Annotated in this window: 18 protein-coding genes; 10 read left to right on the top strand and 8 right to left on the bottom strand. The window is 37.4% G+C overall.

The window, feature by feature from the left end; all coding sequences use genetic code 11:
- Positions 1–77: 77 nt before the first annotated feature.
- The 6 genes from NEOC84_RS04230 to NEOC84_RS04255 form a co-directional block, all read right to left on the bottom strand.
- A complete protein-coding gene (locus tag NEOC84_RS04230; RefSeq protein ID WP_166155639.1) occupies positions 78–3182 on the bottom strand; it encodes an efflux RND transporter permease subunit in 3105 nt (1034 codons plus the stop codon).
- A 17-nt stretch (positions 3183–3199) separates the two neighbouring features.
- On the bottom strand, positions 3200–4012 hold the full coding sequence (locus NEOC84_RS04235) for an efflux RND transporter periplasmic adaptor subunit (protein ID WP_166155642.1): 813 nt from the start codon (positions 4010–4012) through the stop codon (positions 3200–3202).
- 14 nt (positions 4013–4026) lie between these two features.
- The gene (locus tag NEOC84_RS04240) at positions 4027–5280 is read right to left on the bottom strand and encodes a TolC family protein (protein WP_166155645.1); all 1254 of its coding nucleotides are present in this window, start codon (positions 5278–5280) and stop codon (positions 4027–4029) included.
- Positions 5281–5658: 378 nt separating this feature from the next.
- On the bottom strand, positions 5659–6276 hold the full coding sequence (locus tag NEOC84_RS04245) for a C39 family peptidase (RefSeq protein ID WP_166155648.1): 618 nt from the start codon (positions 6274–6276) through the stop codon (positions 5659–5661).
- Positions 6249–6644, bottom strand: coding sequence for a hypothetical protein (locus tag NEOC84_RS04250; protein WP_166155651.1), 396 nt, complete (start codon positions 6642–6644; stop codon positions 6249–6251). The genes NEOC84_RS04245 and NEOC84_RS04250 overlap by 28 nt, the downstream gene beginning before the upstream one ends.
- A gap of 1191 nt (positions 6645–7835) precedes the next feature.
- Complete coding sequence (locus tag NEOC84_RS04255; RefSeq protein WP_166155654.1) at positions 7836–9053, bottom strand: DEAD/DEAH box helicase; 1218 nt, start codon at positions 9051–9053, stop codon at positions 7836–7838.
- Between the two features lie 1295 nt (positions 9054–10348).
- On the opposite strand from NEOC84_RS04255, the gene NEOC84_RS04260 reads away from it, so the two are divergent.
- Positions 10349–10936: a hypothetical protein gene (locus tag NEOC84_RS04260; protein ID WP_166155657.1), complete on the top strand. Its 588-nt coding sequence runs from the start codon at positions 10349–10351 to the stop codon at positions 10934–10936.
- Positions 10937–11059: 123 nt separating this feature from the next.
- Entirely contained in the window at positions 11060–11647 is a 588-nt protein-coding gene (locus NEOC84_RS04265; protein ID WP_166155660.1) for an NAD(P)H-dependent oxidoreductase, read from the top strand.
- Between the two features lie 563 nt (positions 11648–12210).
- Here the strand turns inward: NEOC84_RS04265 and NEOC84_RS04270 are convergent.
- The gene (locus NEOC84_RS04270) at positions 12211–12417 is read right to left on the bottom strand and encodes a DUF2892 domain-containing protein (RefSeq protein WP_166155663.1); all 207 of its coding nucleotides are present in this window, start codon (positions 12415–12417) and stop codon (positions 12211–12213) included.
- A 395-nt stretch (positions 12418–12812) separates the two neighbouring features.
- On the opposite strand from NEOC84_RS04270, the gene NEOC84_RS04275 reads away from it, so the two are divergent.
- The 4 genes from NEOC84_RS04275 to NEOC84_RS04290 all read left to right on the top strand — a co-directional run bounded on the left by NEOC84_RS04275 (position 12813) and on the right by NEOC84_RS04290 (position 15856).
- A complete protein-coding gene (locus tag NEOC84_RS04275; RefSeq protein WP_166155666.1) occupies positions 12813–13430 on the top strand; it encodes an outer membrane beta-barrel protein in 618 nt (205 codons plus the stop codon).
- 646 nt (positions 13431–14076) lie between these two features.
- Entirely contained in the window at positions 14077–14223 is a 147-nt protein-coding gene (locus tag NEOC84_RS04280) for a hypothetical protein (RefSeq protein ID WP_166155669.1), read from the top strand.
- 511 nt (positions 14224–14734) lie between these two features.
- Positions 14735–14914: an F-box-like domain-containing protein gene (locus NEOC84_RS04285; RefSeq protein ID WP_166155672.1), complete on the top strand. Its 180-nt coding sequence runs from the start codon at positions 14735–14737 to the stop codon at positions 14912–14914.
- A 24-nt stretch (positions 14915–14938) separates the two neighbouring features.
- Positions 14939–15856, top strand: coding sequence for a leucine-rich repeat domain-containing protein (locus tag NEOC84_RS04290; RefSeq protein ID WP_166155675.1), 918 nt, complete (start codon positions 14939–14941; stop codon positions 15854–15856).
- 495 nt (positions 15857–16351) lie between these two features.
- Here the strand turns inward: NEOC84_RS04290 and NEOC84_RS04295 are convergent, their stop codons facing one another.
- Positions 16352–16897 (bottom strand): biotin transporter BioY, encoded by a 546-nt coding sequence (locus NEOC84_RS04295; RefSeq protein ID WP_166155678.1) that lies wholly within the window; start codon positions 16895–16897, stop codon positions 16352–16354.
- Positions 16898–17392: 495 nt separating this feature from the next.
- Here NEOC84_RS04295 and NEOC84_RS04300 point away from each other — a divergent pair, with 495 nt between their 5' ends.
- From NEOC84_RS04300 to NEOC84_RS04320, 4 genes are all read left to right on the top strand, one after another.
- Positions 17393–20125, top strand: a complete 2733-nt coding sequence (locus NEOC84_RS04300) for an AMP-binding protein (protein WP_242678190.1) — start codon at positions 17393–17395, stop codon at positions 20123–20125.
- Positions 20126–20218: 93 nt separating this feature from the next.
- Positions 20219–21664, top strand: a complete 1446-nt coding sequence (gene cysS / locus NEOC84_RS04305) for a cysteine--tRNA ligase (protein WP_347566644.1) — start codon at positions 20219–20221, stop codon at positions 21662–21664.
- Positions 21665–21671: 7 nt separating this feature from the next.
- Positions 21672–21923, top strand: a complete 252-nt coding sequence (locus NEOC84_RS04310) for a hypothetical protein (RefSeq protein WP_166155684.1) — start codon at positions 21672–21674, stop codon at positions 21921–21923.
- Between the two features lie 927 nt (positions 21924–22850).
- A protein-coding gene (locus NEOC84_RS04320) for an IS5 family transposase (RefSeq protein ID WP_242678191.1) occupies positions 22851–23677 on the top strand; the annotation gives its coding sequence in 2 pieces (ribosomal slippage) (positions 22851–23238 and positions 23238–23677; 828 coding nt in all).
- The last annotated feature ends 144 nt before the right edge of the window (positions 23678–23821 follow it).

Raw genomic sequence — 23821 nt, forward strand, 5'->3', positions numbered from 1 at the left:
AGAGATAAGATATGGGAGTAAGGTAGATTTTATTTTCCTAAGTAGTATTAAAGGAGTAAGTATACATAGATCCTTGTTTAAGAGCTTTTTGCTGAGCGAGTTTTGCGTTTACAAAGTTTCTTAAAAAGCTGGCTTGTCTTTTCAGGTAGATCCTCGGCAATCAAATAAGCGATGGGCACTATAATCAGGGTGAGTAGCATAGAGGTTGAAAGGCCGCCGATGATAGCCATCGCCATAGGAGCTTGAGATTCAGAGCCAGGCCCATGGCCAAAAGCAATAGGTAGCATTCCAAAAATCATGGCCAAGGTTGTCATTAGAATAGGGCGTAAACGAGTAGGACCCGCTAGCATTATAGCTTCTCTTCTATCCATACCATCGCGTGTTCTTAAAGTGTTGATATAGTCAACAAGTAAAATGGCATTTTTTGTTACCAATCCTAGCAACATGATAATGCCTATAATTGTAAAGATGCTTAGGGTCATATCCGTTATGAGCAGTATTCCTAAGGCTCCTATGATAGAGAAGGGAAGCGATAGCATGATAACTAAGGGTTGTACAAAACTCTCAAATTGGGAAGCGAGAACCATATAGGTAATGACTACGGCCAGCAGCAAAGCCAAAATTAAATGCTGAAAAGATTCTTTCATCGATTCTGCAGCGCCTGAAAAACTTGTACGGTAGCCTAAAGGCATTTTTATCTGGGATATAAAACTATTTATTTCGTTAATGGCCTCACCAAGAACTTTTTTTCCTTCTTGTAGGTTACTAAAAACCGAAATAAATCTTGCCCGATTATAACGATTAATCTGGACAGGCCCGCGCTTTTCTTTAATATTGACTAGGCTGCTTAGTTTGATTAAATTTCCTTTACTATTTTTTACAGAAAGCTGGAGGATATCTTGAGGCTTGCTACGGAATTCTTCATTTAGCCGCAAGCTGATATTATAACGCTCTCCATTGCTACGGAATTTGCTGACCTCTAAGCCGCCAACGAGAGCTTTAATTTCCTGGGCGATAAAGATAGGTAGGACCCCTAGAGCAGTTGCTTCATCACGCTTAATAGAAATTTCGATCTCAGGTTTGCCTTTTTCATAGGATGTGTCTACATCTACATAACCAGGAGTTTCTTCTAAATGATTTTTGATCTGATTAGCAATCTGGTCAATCTTTTCAAGGTTTGCCCCTTTGATATCTAGTTGAATGGCAGCATTTCTTCGACCACCCCCCGCTATAGCGGGAACAGGTTCTATACTTGTTATAATATGAGGTAAAGAAGACAATTTCTCACGAGCAAACTTCATCGCTTCTGCTTGGCTTAAAGAGCGGCTCTCTTTATCGGTCATTTTGACATATACAGTGCCTTCATTTACTCTATTGAAACTATCGCTTCCTATAGTAGTGAAAGTATATTTAACCCATGGTTGCGGAGAAATATCTTGAAGGATTTTTCTTATGGCCTCATCCGTCACGGCTAATGAGGAACCTAAAGGAACGTTGACTTTTATAAAAAACTCACTGCGATCTTCTAAAGGAATAAATTCAGAGCGAAGGTATTTTCCTAAAAATAGAGTGCCTATAAGTAAGCTAATGGCTAGCAGGAGAGTGGTCTTACTGTACTTGAGAGCTTTCGATAAAAGGTTTGTATAAACTCTGTCTAAGCTATCAAGTGCTCTTTCTATCCCTAATGCTAGCTTGCCTGTAGATATGTGTAGGGTAAGAAAACGAGAAGCAAGCATGGGGGTGAGCGTGAAGGCAACAAAAAGGCTAATTAAAACAGCAAAGGTTACGGTGATACCAAATTGGTAGAAAAAGCGGCCAATAATGCCTTTCATAAAGGCCACAGGCAAAAATACAGCAACGATAGACATTGTAATAGCAAAAGCAGCTAATCCAATCTCTTGAGTACCTATCGCTGCAGCTTCTTTAGCAGATTTCCCCCTTTTTAAATGGCGATAGATATTTTCTACGACTACGATAGCATCATCTATTAAAATTCCAATCGATAAAGACAGAGCTAGCATGGTCATATTGTTTAGTGTAAAGCCTACCATACGTAAAAGAATAAAAGTTGAAATAACGCTGATGGGAATTGCTAAAGCGCTAATCATTGTAATCTTTAAGTCTCTTAGGAATAAGAAAACGATGATGACTGCTAATAGGCCTCCAAATATTAGGTGAAAATTAATATCTTCCATAGAATGTTCAATAAAGATGGACAGATCTTGCGCAATCTCTACATTAATGCCTTGGGGTCTTAGCTCTTGCCGGATCTCTTCAATAGTTTTTTTAAGAGCTTGGGCTACATTCACTGTATTTGTGCCAGATTGCCTTGTAATAAGAAGAGCAATAGCTTGTTGATGATTTAATCTAGCTAAAGTTCTTGGCTCTTCCCACCCATCTTCAATATGTCCTATATCAGCTAGTGTCACAGGATAACCATGGCGGTAAGCAACAACAATATCCTTCAAATTTTTTATCTCTTCCCACTCAGCCTTTGTTTTAACAGCCAATTCGTGCGAAGAAGAAGATATACGCCCGCCTGGCAGCTCAATATGTTGGGCTTTAAGGGCATTAGAAATATCTTGCACGGTGACAGAAAATCCTTCCATTTTATAAGGGTCCAAGGAGATCCAAATGGTACGTTCTTGTTTACCAATAAGTTTAATTTGACCTACTCCGGAAACTTGTTGAAGCCTATCTTTTATGCTCTTATCTGCAAGGTAAGATAATTGCTGAATAGGTAAATCTCCAGAAACAAGGAGAGCCATAATAGGAGCGGAATCAATATCAAATTTTCCTATCACTATCTCTTGAAGATCGCTTGGTAGCTCTTTTCTAATTGCCCCTAACTTAGCTTGTATTTCTTGATAGGCAATATCAATATTTTTTTCTAAATCGAATTCTACCACTATCTGGGATACCCCTTCAGCGCTAGTTGAACGAAGATGCTTAATAGAGTTAAGGGTAGCGACGCCTTCTTCGATAACCTCGGTTACTGTTTTTTCTATGCTTTCAGGGTCGGCACCGGGAAGAGATGAGATAATGGTGATGATGGGAAAGTCGATTTTAGGATAAAGATCCACGCCCAGCTCTTTATAGGCAAGTAACCCAAAAATTACTAAGCCAAAGGTAATCATAGAAATAAAAGTGGGTCGCTTGATCGATAGGTCAGACAAAATCACGGTGTGTTTTCCTCAAATTAAAGGTTATTTGCTACTTGACCTGCTTTAATGATTACTCGGGCAAGAGATCCGGGACGAATTTTATAATCGCGGTTATCAAGGATGGCGCGACATCGCAATGAATGTGTAGTTTCGTCTAGGTTTGGATAAAAAAGGTCTATTTGAGCATGAGGGTAATCTAGATGGGTTCCATCAATTTCAAAGCTAACGGGAGTACCCACGCTTAGGGTGGATGCATACACTTGCGGAATAGAAAATTCAAGATAAAGAGGATTTAAAGCTTGGATTTCAACCATGCTGGTGACGGGTTGCACGGTAATGTATTCCCCTACATCTACAAGTTTTTTTGTAATAATTCCTTCAAAAGGGGCCTTAATAGTAGTTTCTTCCCAATATAACTGAGTACGCTTTAAGTCTTCTTGAAATTGTTTTACATGGATAAGAGAATGATCGTATTTGCTTTTGGCTTCTTCATATTTTTTTAAAGAGATAGAAGGTAATTGTCCATCTGGTCTTTCCCATAGCTTTTGCATGCGGAGAAAATTTTTCTCGGCATCAGAAAGCTCCACTTTAGCGCCTTCTAATGCCGCTGTTTTTAGCGCTAATTCTATCTCGTAATAATTTCTATCTAGTTGAACTAGAGGCTGGTTTTTTACTACTTTGTCTCCCACTTCGACTAAAACTTTTTCCACTCTTCCTGATACCTGGGCTCCTATTAAGCTTTTAGAAGAAGGCTGTATATGTCCTATTGCGCAGATTTCTTCTCCTCTTAAGGCACCTTGAATTATTAATGTCACAAAAAGAAAATGAACAAATTTATTTCTCATCATGCTTACTTCCTTGCTTATAAAAAATTGAGGCCGACAGCATAAGCCAGATCGGCTTTAGCTTTATAATACTGGCAGAGCGTTTGATAATAATTATGGCGTGCGTGTAGCAGTTTTTCTTCATCTATCATAAGATCTTCATTGGTGATAAGGCCTTCAGCAAAGTGGTTCTTTACCAGATTTAGATTGTATTCAGCAACCTGGATAGCTTTCATAGCAAGAGGAATCTTTTGAATGGCATTCTCAACGCTAAAAAAAGCTGTACGTATGTATAATTCCATATCTTTTTCTGCAGCGATATATTGCTGTTCCAGTTCAAGCATCTCTTTTCTTAAGCGTCTAAGCTTTGCCCATGTAGCTCCCCCATCATAGAGAGATAAGTGGATACCTATGCCCGCATCTAAACCATGCCTATAGGGGAGAGCATAGTTATCGGAGGTGCTATAATTCGTATAGCCATAAATGGAAGGGTAGAGCTTTCCTTTCTCGGCTGTAAGGATAGAGCGAGCGGCTTTAATATCTGCTTGTAGAGCTTTTAAATGAGGATGATTGCTGCGTGCTTCTTCTAACAGCTGGTTAAGGTTTGCATAGTAAGGCATCGGCTCAAGTAGATCTATAACTACGGCTTGCCGATCTAAAGGGTATCCAATTAAGCGATTTAGTTGGGTAGCTGCTATTGATACGTTACTCTGAGCTTGTAATAAATCTTGCTGCCTGAGAGCTAATTCTAATTCTACTATTAAAATTTCATTTTCATGAATAAGACCTTGTTCTGCAAAATCTTTGCTGATCCGTAATTGGCCTTTTAAAGATCGGATGGATTCTTTAATGATTAAGATAATTTTTTGTGCTTCTGCTAAAGTAAAATAGGCATGATTGGTAGCGTGTAAAATCTTTTGGCGAGCTGTAGTCATCTTAATAAAAGATGACTCTTCTCTACTTTTCTGAGCATTAATAGTGTGGGTTGAATGCCCAAAGCTGTAGAGAGGAATAACAAGAGAAACTCGAGCATTTTTCGTGCGTTCTTGATGCCGCACCCTCTTCAAATTTCCCTTTGTAAGAAAGTCTATTTGTGCGGTCATCTGGGGAAGGTGTAGGCCGTAAGCTTCGCGGGTACGGTCTTTCTCAATCAGAGCTTTAAGCTCGGCAACCGTTAGCGTCTCGCTATGGTTTAGGGCTAGATCACAACATTCTTCAAGCGTTAAAGTACCATATATAGAAGAAAATGTTACGAGTAAATAGCATACAAGCACCTTGAAGATAAGCATCATAATATTCCATGCAATTAGAAATGACCTTAAAATATTAGGAAATATTAGAAATAAACTTACATTATTCACAAGAAAAATAATTGAAAATAAAATCATTGAGCGGACGAACGTAGGCGCGATTTTCCATGAAAATGCGTGAATGAGCTTTTAATGTATGTTTGAAAGGTTAAGGGTTTTATCGAATTTATACGCTTTTCATCTACTCTTTATGCACTTACATACTTTATAAAGCCCTTTTTGCTAAGCATAGGGGGATCTTTCAGAAGGTGAGGCATGCAGGCTAAGTTTTTTTAAAGCCTATTATTATTTTTCTGAGAATGTTTGAATGAGTAGATAAGGTGATTGATTTTAGAAGAAGTGGCTTATTAGATCGCTTGTTTATCTATAAAATAAATAAGCTATTCCTTTTCTTCTGTTCCAGGCTACTAGAAAATCTTTGAGATTATAGCTTACCAGGGTGCTTTGATCAGTAGGAAAAGCTGGGTCCATGCATAGTACTTGCTGCTTTTCTGCTTCATAACCTTTGACCACAATTAAATGGCCCGAGCTATAGGGGGAGGCACTACCCATTAAAGGGCCTTTTATACTCACTACCACGGGAAAGCCTCTGCTAAGATTCTCCATAATTTGATTAAAATTATTTAGCCTGGCGACATAGCTATGCCATGAGGGGCCGAGAAGATTAGATGCCTCAGCAGTATTCAAGAGCCAATTTCCATAAATATCAAACGCTGAGTCTTTAACATGATCGGCAAAAGTTAGAGCGGATAGATGGAGACCTGGTGACAAATAATTAATTACAGCTGTTGTTGAGGTAGGCGAACAAAGTCTCATATGGCGTTCATCAGGCAATGTAACTTGAGACAATCCCTTAACATTTAGATTAATAGAATGATGTGCGGCTAAATCAAAACTAACCTTATGCTCTTGAATATTAGTGAAGCTGGCATGTAGCGTACGCATGTTTTTCAGTAGAGAGCTTTCGCTGCAATCCACTCTAATTTAAAGCCTGTAGCTTTTTTCTTACCTAATGGCTCAGCCACATCCTGATAAGTTTTACATGAAGAATTTCTAGGATGACAGTTAAAGGTGTATTGGTGAGAGGATCCCCAATAAGCATAGTTGAGCCAGGGGGACCATTTATTTTCTGTTAATAAGCTAACCTTAATTAAATAATAGCCATATTTAGGTCGTTGAGCGTCCCAGGAGACGATGAGTTCATTAAAGGGAGTAAGGCCTGTTTGTTCCCATTCAATGTTTCTACCCTGCCATTCTTTTAGATCAATCTCCTTATGGAGAGTTTGACTCGCTTGCAAAGGCAAAGACAGCAAACTTCCAATCAATAATAAAAGCATGGTAACCATAATAAAAACTAATAAGGTTTTAAAGAAATTTAATAAATAATAAGTTTATACGATCTTAAAAAATTATTTGCAAGTAATTCTTAATTGGGGTGGTTTTATTTAAATAAAAAGGGGCGTGGCAGCTTAAATGATAAAAAGCGTAGGCAAGAATTGCTTTTCAACCTTTAAGAGCTATAAAGCTTAGGCTGCTAAAAAGCACTTAAGAGGCATAGCTCTTGTGATTCCTATAGCGTAAAGACTGATGGCAAAGGAAAGTAGAAAGTGCGGTAGCATAGCAATGGCAATCGAAGAACTTGGAGAGGGGTTCACCTAGCCCACAAGGGGATTAGGGAGTTAGTAAAAAGCCTAAAACCCAATGTTTTTAGCTGCTAGCTGGATGATTTTTTAAGCTACTAAAAAGTGTAAGAGCTGCTTATGAGGATGGCATGCAGAACAGACGAGTTTTCAACGGGTCGTTAGGTGCAAGCTAGAGCTTTTGCAAAGCCTCCTAGGAGAGAACAAAAGCTAAAGCAAGGACAGAGACAAGCTTTACACGAAACAGTAAAAGAATGCTTCAAAAGTTATTCAAGACTTTTGAGAGAATGATGAAGGTAGGCAGCTTTAAAAGAAGTATGGCGGCTATTGCATAAGATGGCCTGCCGAAAGGTGAGGTATCACTTTAAAAGAAGCTTAAGAAGAGGTTGTTGCTTTAGGAAGCTAATTTATATAAGTAAGTAGAATTATAGGCTAAATTGTAGGCTTTGAAGTGGAGAAAAAACAGGGAATGGCCCAAGCATGATGGGCGCTAACCAAGATAATAAAACTTAGCATAGCTTTTCCCTTAAAAGGCATGTTACTAGATTGTTAACGCCACAAAGGCAAAGAAAACTACATTCTTAAACTTATGAAATGGCCAAGGGTTTAAAACAATCTTTGCGTAGTTAGCTATTAATAATACGCTTTTGAGCTACTCCTATCTACTCCTATACTTCATAAAATCCCTTTTGTTAAACAGAGAAACATCTTTCAGAAGATGGAGTAGGCAGGCGAAGTTATTTCTAAAGCGTATAATTTCTTTAATTTTAGGCTTGTATAAAAAGATATTTATTGCTTGATAGAGCCTAGGTTAGCAATAAAGTAGGATGAACTATAGAGAGGAAAAGCTTTTTAAAAAGGAAGGGTTACGCTAGGAAACCCTCACTTCTAGCTTCTTTAATAGCGCTGAGCACGCTTAAAATGCGGTTTGAATGGCCTTTTTTGCTTAAACGATGAAGAAGGCTTGCTAGGCTTTGATTTAGGCTCCATGCCAGCTATCACTGAAGGCGTAATTGTATAACCAGTAAATTGCTCAATTTGGCGAACAAGACGCATGTCTTTAGAAGCTGCAAATGAAAGTGCAATACCTTTGGCCCCTGCTCTTCCTGTCCTCCCTATACGGTGCACATAATCTTCTGCATTAGTAGGAAGGTCAAAATTAATGACATGGCTAATTGTTTGTACATCGATACCGCGTGCTGCTACATCGGTAGCAACCAACACTCTTATCTCGCCATCACGCAAACGCATGATTGTCTTTGAACGCTGCCTTTGATTCATGTCTCCATGCAGGGCTGCAGCAGGGTGTCCATTTTCATAGAGAATATCAACAAGCTGGTCTGCAAAACGCTTGGTTGCCGTAAAAATGATAGCTTGGTTAACGGATGGATCATTTAATAAGTGATCCAAAAGGCGGCTTTTATGATGCATATCGTCGACGAAATGAAGTCTTTGTTCAATGTTTTCATGGCGAGAATTTTCAGAAATCACGCTAATTTCTATAGGATTATTCATTAAACGATTGGAAAGATTTAATACATTTCCTTTAAGAGTAGCAGAGAAAAGAAGGGTTTGCCTTTGTTTAGGAATAGCTGCCGCTATTTTCTCCACAGGTTCGATAAATCCCATATCAAGCATACGATCTGCCTCATCAAGAACAAGCATTTCGATCCGATTAAAATTAATACGACCACGGCTCATATGGTCAATAAGTCTTCCAGGCGTTGCCACTAAAATTTCATAAGGACGCGAAAGCTCACGGTTTTGTAGAGGATAAGGAGCTCCTCCGTAAATGCATACTGTTTTTACTCTTGATAAATTTGCACTAAAGCGTCTAGCTTCTTCGGCCACTTGCATGGCTAGCTCGCGCGTAGGCACTAAAATTAATATGCGTGGTCCTTGCCCAGCAAGCGCAGAGGGGGTAGTTAAGCGGTTTAGAGCAGGTAAAAGGAAAGCGGCGGTTTTGCCGGTACCCGTTTGAGCGGATGCGCGCAAGTCGTAGCCGGCTAATACTTTCGGGATAGCTTTTAATTGGATAGGGGTGGGAGTTGTAAGCCCTTCATTTTCAAGAGTTTTTAAAATCCCAGCATGTAAATTTAATTCGCTAAATGTCATGTACTTCAACTTTTGGTTAGGTTTAAGCAGTTATCATAGCAGAAGCCTTAAATAATTGATATCTATTTTAACAAAATTTTTAGAAAATTTTTATGTATTTTGATTAATTGCATTTTTTTATTTTAGAAATATATTTAAGCTGAAATTCAATTATTTGCAGCTTATAGGAGATTAACGGAGAGGATAAAAAGAGCCCCAGCCATTTAGGCATTGATGGCCTGGATAGTAATCGTTAACTTGGCTCATGAGAAAAAAATGAATGCAGCCTACCGGAATAAAATGGATTGAAATAATAATTTTAAAATTGAAAAACTTTTTTTTAAAAATTTCGAAATGGGAAACACGAGAATCTCGTTAGATAGGGTGATTAGCTGCATGATTGCCTACTCACAAAGTACTATTTAATTCAAGCGATTAAAGGCTAGATCATCTTAACTCTTTGCTCCTATCCTAATAAAAATGGGTCTCTTTCCTTTAGATGATCTGCTTGACTAGAGCTTTACCTTCAAATTATTAAGGCTTATAAGGTTTTTCTTGAGTGTTATTAATAATTTGAGAATCAAAAATTTAGCTAATCACCCCAAGATATCAGGGTAAATTGCCTATCGGGAATGATGTTACCAATTCTATTAAATTCTGCTCCGTGAATAGCCTGCTTAAGCTGCCTATTAAGGTTTTCTCAAGTGCTAGGTCTCTTACTTCCAATGTTCCGATAGGCTCTTAATTTTTAAAAGATAGAAGGAGTAATGATAAAAAAGCTGCTAATTTTCTCCCGATCAAAACCAATCATTCAGTAGAGAATGTCCAAGTTAAGGGCTTTTAAACTCGCCAGCAGCTCTTAATTAGCTGTTACTCGCTTTAGAGGTCCTTCTTATGCAGCTCCGTAATTTATGAAATTCCATTTGTTAAGCAGAGAGGCATATTTCAGAGCGTTAGGTAGGCAGACTAAGCTTTTTAAAGCGTATTACTACTAAATTATCCAATCCTTTCCCTGTATGGCTGAAGTTATATCTATAGTCTAAAAAAGTTAATTCTATCCTAATCTCTTAACAAGGGGATGGCTGTGGAATCAACTGTTTTCTTCAAACGATATAAAAGCAATCACATAAATAATATTTTTTAAATTGTTAAAAAAATTATTTACACAAAACTTAAAAAAATTGAAAGTGAGGTTTGATAAAACTTTAGCCGCGAAAAGCTGCGAAGTGCAGCCCAAGCGAAAAGATTATTATTCGTTCACAGAAAGGATAAATTCTGTAGACGTAAACATTCAAAAATGTTTGGAGGATTATAATATGAAGAAATTTTTGCTCACAGGTTTGGCAATGTGTGGTCTCTTTGTTGCTTCACATAGCTATGCACAAGAGACGTCCGGAGCTGCTTCTGCTGGCGCAGCCTTTGCTCAGAGCCAAGCTTCTAGCTCTCAAAAAGGTCAAGAATGGAATCAGAACAATCAGAATACTACCGAAGAGCATTATTGGAGCCATGATGGCCGTCGTTGGCATCCAGGCGCCTGCTCTATTGAGGGAGAAGATCATCCTTGCGCAGATAGAGCAGCAGATGCTCCTACTGGCGAATGCTGGTGTAAATATGTTCATTATGAGCCTTGTTATTATTATACCAAACGTTGTGTAACGGAGAATAAATATCGTACAAAAAAATGCACTCGCCAAGTACCAAAATACTACGAAGTTCAGAAATGTAGAATGGTTCCCCAGTATTATACCGAGACTGTTTGCAAATATGAAACCGAATGCTATGATGTTCAAGAATGCATACCAAGCAAAAAATGGGTTTCAGATCGTCATGTTAAATATGTGCCCAAATATTACTACAAGCATATATGCGGAAAATCAGGTTGCCCCACTCCCTGTCCGCGTTAATTAAGTTTGCTGTTTGATTCTTTTCATAGCTGTCATTAGATTAATCTGATGACAGCTTTTTAAACATTCTATATGTTAATCGACTAAGCATGATGCTAATGAAAATTATAAAAGGTGATAGTCATGTCTAAAAAACCTAAAATTTTAGCTTTCGCGGGCAGTTTACGCAAAGACTCTCTAAATAAGAAACTGATTAAAATTGCAGCAACTGGCGCTCAGCAGGCTGAAGCCGAAGTGACTCTTATAGATTTAAAAGATTATCCCTTACCTCTTTATGATCAGGATATTGAAGATGTACAGGGTTTGCCAGAAAATGCTTTAAAACTTAAAAACCTAATGGTTCAGCATGATGGCTTCCTTATTGCTTCACCTGAATATAATAGCTCAATACCTGCGGTTTTGAAAAATGTCATCGATTGGACTTCTAGAAAAGCGGAGAAAAACGAGGCTTTCCTATCTTGTTTTTTTGAAAAGCCAGTTGCTCTTTTGAGTGCCTCGCCCGGACACCTTGGTGGTATGCGGGGACTTGTGCATGTACGTTCCATGTTTAGCAATATTTTTTGTTATATAATCCCTCAACAGAAATCCATCTCACAAGCACATACAGCATTTAATGAAGAAGGAAATTTAAAAAACACCCAAGATCAAGAGGATGTACTAAATGTAGGCAGAAAATTAGCACAATTCATTATCAAATTTAATGCAAAATAAGCTCTAAGGCAGCTCTTCTTGCTTATTAAAAACAACTTTAAAATTTTTAAATTAAGCTATCCCTAATCTTTCATAAAAATTTTTAAATCGTATAGCTGAAATTCCTAAAAGAGCATACATACCAAAAAGTCTCTTTATAAGCTAAATTTGAGAGCTTACTGATTTTATAATAATTTTTACATGACAAAAATCTATGGTCAAATTGAGAAAAATCAAAGCTTGTTTTGATTATATGCAGCATGGAAGATAAAAATTGTTACCATGGCAGGAATTGCATTATAAAGTTTTATGCTTCCTACAACTCAAGAAAAGCCTTTGAAACCTTATTGTTAAGTCGCTTTTTATCTTAAGTCGTTAATTCAAATGGCTTTTTTCTTAAAAATACTTAGGGCAAAAATTTCTCATTTCTCGCTTTTATTTGTCATATAAAGTGATCGTCATGCTAAAGCGAGATCTGTATGGTGTCAGAATATGAACTTTTAACATGTCTAAAATAAAAAAGCTTTCTAATTTTAAATATCCCCATAATGCTTTTTAAAGGTGCCCCAAAATAGCAAGAGGGTTTATTTGCTTTCAGGTTTTGTAGGCAGAAAGCAACTGTTTTTTCCTATCAAATGATAGAGTAGGCACCAACTTGCTAATGCTTCATAAAGGGTAAACAGTGCCATGACGCCTAAAAGCCAGCTTTTAAATTGAAAGGCTAATCCGCCCAATAGAAATGCTAAGGTAAATCTTATAATTCGATCAGCAGTGCCTATGTTCTTTTGCATAATTCCTTTTAAAACTTAAGCCAATGAATTTAGCTTGCACTTTAGAGGCTAACTTAGATCTTAAGGATCTCGATTCAATCCCTATCTTATACCCTCAATTTTATTGATAGCTATAGAAAGTTTCATCAGTAATAAAGTTTTATCTTCGCCAAGAAAAAATCTTATGAAGAGAAGGTAGCAAGATAAAAATATTTTATCTCTTTGATTGTTAATAAGATTTAAGCCTTCTAAAAAAAATTAAATGACATTTTCTTTATAAAAAAATAGAATTTTTTTAAGAAAAGATTGTACTTCAGGAAAAAAAACTAATTTTCTCTATTGAAAAATTTAATAACATAGGGTATGTTCACCAGTTGTTGAGACATCCTTAAAACAACGTAACCAAGGAACTCGTTATGAAAAAATTTGTTCTATTAACAATATTGTTTGCCGCGTTTCTCGTGCCGCAGTGCGTGAAAGCAGTAGACATGGAAGGCTTTTATGTAGGTGCAACTGGAGCAGCAAACTTTCTCCAAAATGCTAAAAAACATAGAGGCAAATTTGATACAGGCTATTTCGGCACTGTAGATCTGGGATACCGCTGGTGCAATCGCTTCCATTTAGAAGCTGAAGTTGCATACAGATATAACAAAGGTAAAAAACGCCACCATCATCACAATGGTGACCTAGTAACTAGCCATCGTCATCGTGGACACCGCGATACTTGGGCAGCAATGGTTAATGTCCTATACGATTTCGACATGCACTGGACTATGGCTCCTTATGTTGGTATTGGTATTGGTTATGCTCACATTAAAAATGAGCGTCATTATAACTATGCTGGTAATGCACACCATAGATACCATAAAAACGATAATCAGTTTGCATGGCAAGCAGTTGCTGGCGTTGCATACCCAATCTACTACAATGTGGATTTAGCTGTTGAATATCGTTTCTTTGATACGACAACTCGTCGTCATGAAAGAAGCAATTACAACCACGACGTTGGTGTAAACTTAAAATATTACTTCTAAGCTTAAACATCTTAGAGTATTGTTTCTTTAATGTGTCTTAGGTTTTAACCTAAGACACATTTTTTTTATTCCTTAATTAATTTTTATTTTGTTATAAACTAAAGTATGCTGGCAGATAATGTGCTCTCTTCACCTCCTAGAGAGGCATAAGAGAGCTATTCTTAATAAAATTTACATTTAAGCGGCCAACGGCAGTTGATCTACATCCTCTTTATTACAGGTAATCTTAGCTAATCTTTTTCTCTCTGCATTCGGCCAAAAAAAATGTCCTCTTTTCATATCAGTTGTTCATTCCTAAGCTCATTGGCGGATTGCTTCAAATTGCCCTTTAGATCCTATTATTCTATTTCTTTAGGAAAGACAAACTATCTCTTACCCTGTTAATACCAATCGCTCGTGATCTTAAGCTTTTTGCAGTGCACTTTGTTAACTCTAATTATTATACCCCACTTTTTTGGACTAGCATCCCCATCTTTTTCAAGAGTTTCTTTTTAAGATCCATCTGCTTATCAGATCTTTATTGAAGGTTCCTGCCTAATCGTTAATTTTCAATTCTTTACATCTAAAAATTTAAGGAAGATACTAGGATTCTTTTAAATTTAAATAGTTATTAATTACTTTGTTGTTTTTTTAGCTAGGAGGGTTAATGAATAATATATTTCCAAACTACAGCGTAGATCGAGAGCCTACGAGATATGGCGGAGATCGAGAAGATTATCAGCTTAAAAGCAAAGAGATAATTCGCGAAGGAATAAAAAAAAATCAAAATTTCTCCCAAAGAACTCATATCTGAAGCGTCTTACGCCAAAACTGTAGAGATAGTAGAAGGCTATCGGGCTTTTAAGACTACCTCTTGCCATGCAGGCCTTGAACAAAGATGGGTAGTCATCTTTAGCCAAGCGGCCTATCAAAGAGAATACCCTACTTTATCTAAACATGACTTAAGGGCAATGCAAAAGAAGCCAAAGCCTTTATTAAGCTCATGCAATAAAAGTTTTTATGTTCAAACGATGCTAAACGTCAATTAGATAAGCTTGTAAAAAAACTTAAATATATACAGATTATCGAACCTCCAATTATAACAACTCAAAAGTATACTACATCTGGTCGGCCCAAAGCTGAGCAAAAACCTTCTATCTCTAGCTATCGCCTATAAGGCATAGTAGCTTGCTCTTTGCTTAACAAGTTAGCCAATACCCCCTTGGTGATAAGGATACAAATTGCTTTGACTTGCTTTTTTAATTTTTTTATATTGCCTTTAATAAATAAAATGCTGAAAAGTCATCACTATCCAGGGAAATAAAATGCATCCTATCTCTTCTGTATCTATTGAAAGCTTGCCCAATGAATTGCTGCTTCCTATCTTAGAGGCTTGCGCAGGTCCTTCCTTATTTAGCGTCTGTAAAAGATGGCATCATCTGCTGGCTTCTGAAGTGATGCCTTCTCTTTATAAAAAAATAGCCCAGCTTCATTTTCCCAGGTGAGATGCCACTACCCCGCGAACTCTTATGTTAGCTAGAGTTTATCAACTCAATCCTGTACTTACCTCTACTGAAAAAGTTTATCAAGTTTTTAAACAAGTTTTTGCCTTAGCTAAATCTATTTCTCCTTTAGAGTTTAAAGAGAAAACAGAAGAAAAAAGAGGCTTAACGCTGGCTAATTACTCTTCTTATCCCTTAAATATTAATCGCCTTTTACTTTGGAAAAAACTTCCTGGTGGGGAAGAATACTTGAGCCGAGAAGAAATTAAACATTTACCTTTAGAAAAACAAGGAAAGTTACTTAGAGATTGGATTGAAGAAAATTGTAAAAATACCACGGCTTTAAATTTATCTGGAGTAGGCTTGACTTATTTACCCCCAGAAATATGCCAGTTATCTAAGCTGCAAAGGCTTGACTTAAATCAAAACCAACTCACCAACCTTCCTACAGAAATCGGGCAATTGTCTCAGCTGCAAGAGCTTTACTTAGACCAAAACCAGCTCTCTAGCCTTCCTGCAGAAAGCGGACAATTGTCTCAGCTAAAATGGCTTTGCTTAGGTCAAAACCAGCTCACCAGTCTGCCTACAGAAATCGGGCAAATGCCTCAGCTACAAATACTTTACTTACATCAAAACCAGCTCACCGCTCTGCCTACAGAAATCGGGCAATTATCTCAGCTGCGAGCTCTTGGCTTAAATCAAAACCAGCTCACCAGTCTGCCTGCAGGAATTGGGCAATTGTCTCGGCTGAGGCGGCTTTACTTGAACCAAAACCAGCTCACCAGCCTGTCTGCAGAAATCGGGCAGCTGTCTCAGCTGCAAGGGCTTGAATTAAATCAAAACCAGCTCACGAGCCTGCCTGCAGAAATCGGGCAGTTGTCTCAGCTTACTGAGCTTGAATTAGCGGAAAATCCTTTGAAAGATATTGCAGAAAAAATAAAGTAGCGTTTTCCATTATAGTTTGCGAACGAATATAGCGATATGATTTGTTTGAAAGACGTTCGTGAAGATTTAAGAGAATAAATGCCTATAAGAAAAAAAAGTAGAGAAGGGTTAGCCATAAAGTATTTTCAAACCTCGCTGGGCTTAAGGGATATTCTCAAAGTCTCCGAGCTATTTTAAAGATAAGTAAAATTATTATACCTCTATAAAGGCGGAATCGCCGGTAGTTTGTATAAATTTTTTAAGGAAGGAAACCGAGTTTATACTTTGGAATGGCATATGTTAAGCTTTTTAAGCAAGGATGGGATAAGAACGGAAGTTTAATTAGTTGAAAGCTTTTCATTTTATCAGGGCGGGGGTTAAGACACAAAAGACTTTTGTGTAGAGTATTTTTAAAAGAAGCTAGGCCCATTAATTTAAAAAGGGATATCTGATACAAGCTAAATAATAATTTCTTTTCTGAGATTCTCTTCCTTAACTTTACCAAGAGATAAAATTTCATCTTTGAATTTTGCGAGAAGTTAGATAACCCATCGTGATAAATATTTTTAAAGCCTCGCTAAATAAAAAAGGATATGCTCCCATGTAAATTGCATTTTTTCCTCCTACAAAAATTGCTAAAATACTAGCCCCTAGGATTAAAACAAGTAAACATGCAAGAGCAAGAATTACTAAATTATTCCGTATGGATTGCTGGGAAGAGGCTTTGCCTGCTATATAAGCTTGCAAAGGCATAGCCAAAAGGTAGCCCGCTTTAGGGCCTATCAAAATAAGAGGTTGAGCAATTAAAGGACTAAAAACTGGCAATCCGCATGAGCCTTGTAGTAAGTAGAGAAGAGTGGCAGCAGCAGCTTGCCTAGAGCCTAAAGTTACTCCTAGAAAAAGAACGGCTAAAGTTTGACAGGTAAATGGAACGGGGGAAAAGGGGAGGGTAAGACTAACCTTAGCACCTAGCGCTATTAAAAAAGAGCCTGCTAAACTTATCAAAAGCCTGCATAGCCAGGAGTCTGTAAGTGTAAAACTAGAGGGTATTGCTAGCTGCATCGGTAATTTCTCCTTCACAAAGATAAGAATGCAGTTTATTTATACTTTTTCTCTTTTGCAAGAAAAAAATGTAGGAAATAGGTAAGATAGAGGGAATAAATTTTTTTTAACTTAACCATTTTTTATATATTGATGATGCCCTTAGGCTAAAAGTGGTCAATCAGAATGCTTCTCAATGGTTGCTTAATTTTTATGCAAATTAGCATGCAAGGGATGAAATTTACTGTTACTAATTTTTTTAGATTGCCTGTTTACTTTTTATTTATGAACTTTTTCTTGATGCCTATTGGGAAAAAAAGAAGCTTATCTCTTAATCTGAGCATATATAGGCTTTTCCTTCATATAAACTAGTCCCGTTTAATCAATAACGAAGAGTTAGGCTAGGAGAGAAGGCTGGTCTATTAATAGAGCGTGGAAAGAGCTAGAATTCTTCTTGTAAATTTTAATCCATTAAATGAAAATGCTCGGCTATAAAAGCTTATAAGGAATTTCCACATGATGAAAAAAATTTTGTTTATTATTACCTATTATTTATTGAAGTGCATGCTATGGTTTAGGTATCGCATCAAAATAGAAGGGCTCGAAAACATCAATTCCCAAACTCTTAAAAGGTCAGGAGGGGTTTTATTTCTTCCCAGCCATCCTGCCATTTTTGTTGATCCAATAGCTGTTTCTATGGCTGTAATAAAAAAATTTCCCATTCGCCCTATGATTACAGACTATATGTATTATCATCCGGCGATTAATAGATTTGCTCGTCTTGTAGACGCTTTACCAGTGCCCAATTTTCATACTACCACTAACAGCTTAAAGCGCAAGAAAAATGAAGAGGTTTTTCAGGCTGTGATAGACGGCCTTAATAACAAGCAAAATTTTCTTGTTTATCCGGCGGGTAAGACCAAGGATACTAATCTTGAGATCATTGGAGGGGCTTCAGGGGCTCATAAAATCATACAAGGAGCTCCTACTCTAAATGTCGTGCTGGTTAGAACAAAAGGATTATGGGGTAGTAGCTTTTCAAGAGCTTTTACACCAGGCTCATCTCCTCTTATGTTTCCTACGATTATAAAGGGAATCAAGCATGTCTTCAAAAATTTAATTTTATTTACCCCTCGACGAGAGATAATCATTTCTTTTGAGGTGGCACCTGAAGATTTTCCTTATAAAGGAACACGTATTGAAATAAATAAATATTTAGAAGCTTGGTATAATCAGCCAGATGGCCTTTCTAAAGAAAATAACAAAGCTCCTGGTGATACACTCGTGCTCGTTCCTTATAGTATATGGAATAATAAAATTCCTAAAATAGACGAACTAAAAGCTCTTGCTGAAGAGGTTATCCCTTTAGACTCTATTTCTACAGAAATCCAGGATCTAATCATTAATAAGTTATCAGAAGTGGCTGATATAGAGGCAAAAGAGATAAAACCTACCATGCTTTTATCCTCAGATCTAGGATTGGATTCTTTGGATATGGCTGAGTTGGTAGTTTATCTAGATGAAAAGTTTGATGTTAAGGGAGTAACCGTGGCGGATTTAACCACGGTCAATAAGCTCATGGGATATGCCGCAAAAAAAATTACTACTCCGCTTATAACAGAGACCCATGCAAAAGCTTCTGCTAAATGGGAAGTGAATGGATTTCGTACACGTTGTTACATTGCTCCCGGTCATACTATTCCAGAAGCTTTTTTTAATGTATGTTCAAAGAAGGGTAAGCAACCGGCTTGTAGCGACGACCGTACAGGCATTCTAACATATTCTCAAATGAAGCTACGTGCTATTCTCCTTGCCGAATACATTCGAAAACTGCCAGGCGATTATATTGGAATCCTTCTTCCCTCCTCTGCAGGTACTGCTATCCTTATAATGGCTGTACAGCTAGCCGGGAAAGTTCCTTTAATGATTAATTGGACAGTAGGTTCCCGTCATTTAGAGTCCGTAATTTCTCTTTCTAAGATTCAGGTGGTCCTAACTTCATGGGCCTTTTTAGATCGTTTAGAGAATGTAGAGTTGAATGGTATTGAAGAAAAACTTTTAATGCTTGAAGACGTACGCCCTCATCTAGGAATTAAGCAAAAGCTCAAGGCCTTATGGCGTTCAAAACAAAGCAATAAGAAAATATTTAAAAAATTAGGCTTTAGTAATAATCCTGAAAATGTAGCCGTTCTTCTATTTACAAGTGGTACGGAAAGTATGCCTAAAGGGGTTCCTTTAAAGCATGCCAATATTCTTTCTAATTTAAGAGCTTCTCTAAACGATGTAGAAATTTTTAGTGATGATGTATTTCTCGCCATGCTCCCTCCATTTCATTCTTTTGGATTTACTGTGAGTAGTTTATTAGGAGTTCTTTCGGGCTTTAGAACCACCTTTTATCCCAATCCGACCGATGGAAAAGGGCTTGCTTCTGCTTTTGAACGATGGGGAGCTACCCTTATTTGTGGGGCGCCTACTTTTATAAAAGGGATGCTAAAAGTGGCTAAAGCTGAAAACTTGAAGAAACTGCGTTTATGCGTAACGGGCGCAGAGAAAGCTCCCCTTGATTTGTTTCAGCAAATAGAAAAAATAGGGAAAAAGAATCACCTTCTTGAAGGTTATGGAATTACGGAGTGTTCCCCCGTATTAACTATTAATAGACCTAATCAGCCCCATAAAGGTGTAGGCCAGCCCCTAAGTAATGTAGAGCTAATGATTGTTCACCCTGAAACCCTCGAAATCCTTCCTCCAGATACCCAAGGATTAATTCTAGCACGAGGGCCCAATGTTTTTTCTGGATATCTCAATCCAGGAGTGTCTAATCCTTTTGTAATGGTAGATGGTAAAGAATGGTATAAGACGGGGGATTTAGGGTTTTTGGATGCTAACAATGCTTTAACAATTTCTGGGCGTATGAAGCGTTTTGTGAAGATAGGAGGCGAAATGATAAGCTTAGCTTCAGTTGAAAATGTGCTTTTACATGTGAAAGAGGAAAAAGGCTGGGATAGTTTAGAAGACGAGGGACCTTTACTGGCCATGTGCGCTAATGAAGTGGACGGAGAAAAAACCAAGCTTTACCTATTTACCCGTTTTGAGACTACGGTCGATGAAGTGAACAAGACTTTAAAAGAAGGAGGATTTAGCAATCTAGTCAAAGTCAATGCTGTCTATAAAATTGATTGCATTCCTATCATGGGTACAGGTAAGGTCAATTATCGGCAGCTAGAGAACCAATATTTGAATAAAGCATAAGAGGGTTAACAGTTTGTTAGGATAAAACTTGCAAAGATGATTAGAAAATAAGATTTTGAAAAATAGTTACTTAAATGAGCATAGCAAATAATGATAGAACAAGCCGAGAAAAGCAAACCTTCTCTTAAATTCTTTAATACTGAAAAACGATCCAAAGAAATATTTAAGCCTTTTAACGATCGAATGGTTCGTATGTATACATGCGGCCCGACAGTTTATAATTTTGCTCATATCGGCAATTTTAGAACCTATATTTTTGAGGACGTGCTAAGACGTACTTTAAAATTTTTCGGCTATAAAGTCATGCAGGTTATGAATCTCACCGATGTGGACGATAAAACTATCAAAGGAGCTATTGCTCATAATATAACTTTACAAGAGTACACAAAGCCTTATATTCAAGCATTTTTTGAGGACTTAAAAAGTCTTAACATTGAACCTGCTGAACACTATCCGGCGGCTACCGATTATTTGGAAGAGATGATCCAAATGATACAAACTTTATTAGATAAAGGAATTGCTTATAGAGGAGGTGATGGAAGTATTTATTATGCTATCCGCAAGTTTCCTCGCTATGGATGTTTATCCCACCTCAAATTAGAGGAATTGCAAACAGGAGCTTCGGAGCGCCTTACAGCAGATGAATATGACAAGGAAAACGCCTCAGATTTTGTTCTCTGGAAGCATTATAATGCTGAGCGAGATGGAAAAATTTTTTGGGAAAGTCCTTTTGGTCCTGGACGTCCAGGTTGGCATCTAGAGTGTTCGGCCATGGCAATAAAAATTTTAGGAGAAAGCATCGATATTCACTGTGGAGGAGTAGACAATATATTTCCTCATCATGAAAATGAAATCGCTCAATCTGAAGCTTATAGCGATAAAATGTTTGTTAAATACTGGATGCATGCAGAACATTTAGTGGTAGAAAATAAAAAGATGTCAAAAAGCTTAGGGAATTTTTATACTTTGCGGGATCTTTTAGAAAAGGGTTTCACAGGAAAGCAAGTGCGTTACATGCTATTGCAGACGCATTATAAGACTCAGCTTAATTTTTCTTTTCCTGGTTTAGAAAGTGTTAAAGCTGCTTTGCAAAGACTCAATGATTTCATTCAAAGACTTTTAACTTATAATAAGGGTAATGAAAAGGGCTTAGTCGGACCCCTTGTGCAAAAAGCTTACCACGCATTTAGCCAAGCATTAGCCGATGACTTAAATATCTCTGTAGCTTTAGCTGCTGTTTTCGAGTTGGTTAGAGAAGTAAATGCTATTAGCGATACCCAAAATATGAGCGTTACTGAAGCTCAGGAGGTCTTACAGGCTATGCGCGAATTTGACTCTGTTTTAGGGGTGCTTAACTTCGAAAAAGTTGAGGAAGATATTCCAGATGAGCTACAACAGGCTCTGCTTAATCGCACAAAAGCTCGAGAAAATAAAGCCTGGGCACAAGCAGATACTCTAAGGGATTTTATTGTAAGCAAAGGTTATCTTATTGAAGATACTCCAGAGGGTGCCCGTTTAAAAAAAATTGAAAATAGATGAGGAATACATGACACGTAAAGCTCATACAGCGGATGAACGATTTATCATATGCGCCTATCAAGCTCTTGAAGGCCTAAATGATAAAGAGGCCCCTTTAAATTTCTATAAAGTGGGGGAAAAAGCAGGAATTACGCATAAAGGAGTTAAAGCTATCTGCAAATTGCTTATACAAGCAAATTTTATAAAAAAAATTTCGGATGAAGAAATTTATCTTACCCAAAATGGAGAACAGCTTGCTCTGCGGTTGTTAGAAGAATGATCCTTTGATGGCCTATATGCCACTTGCACTAGGCAAACCCTATCTACTGTGATTTAAAGAACCTTTATATTCTGTAACCACTTACTTACGCTCATTTATTCAACAGTATCCTTGCCGCTTGCATTAAAATTTTTTAATCAAATAGTTGCTTTTAAAAGATTTTCCCATACCTAGGAGCCTCATTTAGTACTAATCTGTTAAGTGCCTTTCTGGCACCCATAGAGATAAGGTTTATTAATTAAGGAGAGATAGGGGGATCTAAGATAATTAAACTTTATTCGAGAGCAACTTAATGAATAGATCAATGTTTTCAAAGCCACCCTAGGAAGATCAGGAAGGATCCGCGGCTGCAAATTATACCCCTCAGGATTATAAGAGAGGGATAAAGAAAATCTAACGAACCTATGGCACAAAGGCTTCCTGGAGGAAATGAACAAGCTCTCCAACAATTTGTCAATCCGAGTCATATGAGATTATGCAGTACTGCAAAAATAATTGGCAGATCAATAATTGTCTTTCATCGGGAGATAAGGATATCCTTGGTAATTCTACCTAGGTGTCCAAAATATGAAGGCATTCTCCGGTTTTAGCATCCTAAAGTTGAACGTTGTGGGTGGTGGAGATTGCAATCCATTGGCTGCTTAGAGAAAAATACGTCTGGAAGATACTTTAGGGTCCTTCAAAGCTTTTTAGACATTCACCTGTTTGGGTATCCCAAAGGCGGACGCCTTGGCTGTTAGTGGTAACTATCCGCTTGCTATCTGGTGAAATTGGCGTCCCACAAGCGAGTAGCTTGGTCGCCACTGATTTAAGCTTTTAAATGAGTTTTCGCTGTCTCGTCAAGAAAATATTTATTAGACCTCTTTCGAAACTGGAATAAAATGTAAATTTTAGTAAAATAGTGACTCAACATTTAAAGGAGGCACTATGAAATTCGATAAGATAGAGAAACTAGATGATGAACGCTTTCGCAGATTGACAGGGGTAAAGCGTAATACCTTTGATAAGATGGTGCAAATTTTACAGCAAGCCGATGCGGCCAAGAAGAGTAAAGGCGGGCGTAAATATAAACTACGTTTAGAAGACATGCTATTAATGACCTTGGAATATATGCGAGAATATAGAACCTATTTCCATATTAGCCAAAGTTATGGAATCAGTGAAAGCTCAGCTTATAAAGCGGTGAAATGGATTGAAGATACGTTAATCAAGCATCCAGATTTTGCTTTACCGGGACGTAAAGAGCTATTGAAAAGCGATACAGAATATGAGGTTATTTTGGTTGATGCTACAGAAACGCCTATTGAGCGCCCTAAAAAAAACAAAAGCGCTATTATTCAGGGAAAAAGAAAAAACATACCCTAAAGACCCAAGTAGTAGTCGATAAGAAGAGTAAAAAAGTAATTTGTACCTCATATGGCAATGGCAAAAAGCATGATTTTAGGCTATTCAAAGAATCTCAAGTTAAAATCAATCCACAAATAAGAGTGTTAACCGATTCAGGGTATCAAGGATTAAGAAAGCTGCATGCCCACACCCAGATGCCCAAGAAAAAAAGTAAGAAGAAGCCTTTAACTAAAGAGGATAAAAGAACAAATCAAAGTTTATCCAGAGAAAGAGTTGCCAATGAAAACGTCATTGGCCTCCTTAAGCGATTTAAAATTATAGCAGATCGCTACAGAAATAGACGTAAAAGATTTGCCCTTCGCTTCAACTTAATTGCAGCAATCTATAACTGGGAATTAAATACGTGAGTTTCGAAAGAGGTCTATTTTTCTAAAATTATAGCAAAGTTTATTATTTGCTTGATTAACATGCATTTTCAGAAGCTTAAAGAAGAAAGATTTTTACTTTTCTTAATCAAACATTGTGCTGGCTTTAAGGGGAATAGGCAAGGG

Source organism: Neochlamydia sp. AcF84 (assembly GCF_011087585.1).
In the GTDB taxonomy this organism is placed as follows: Bacteria; Chlamydiota; Chlamydiia; order Chlamydiales; family Parachlamydiaceae; genus Neochlamydia.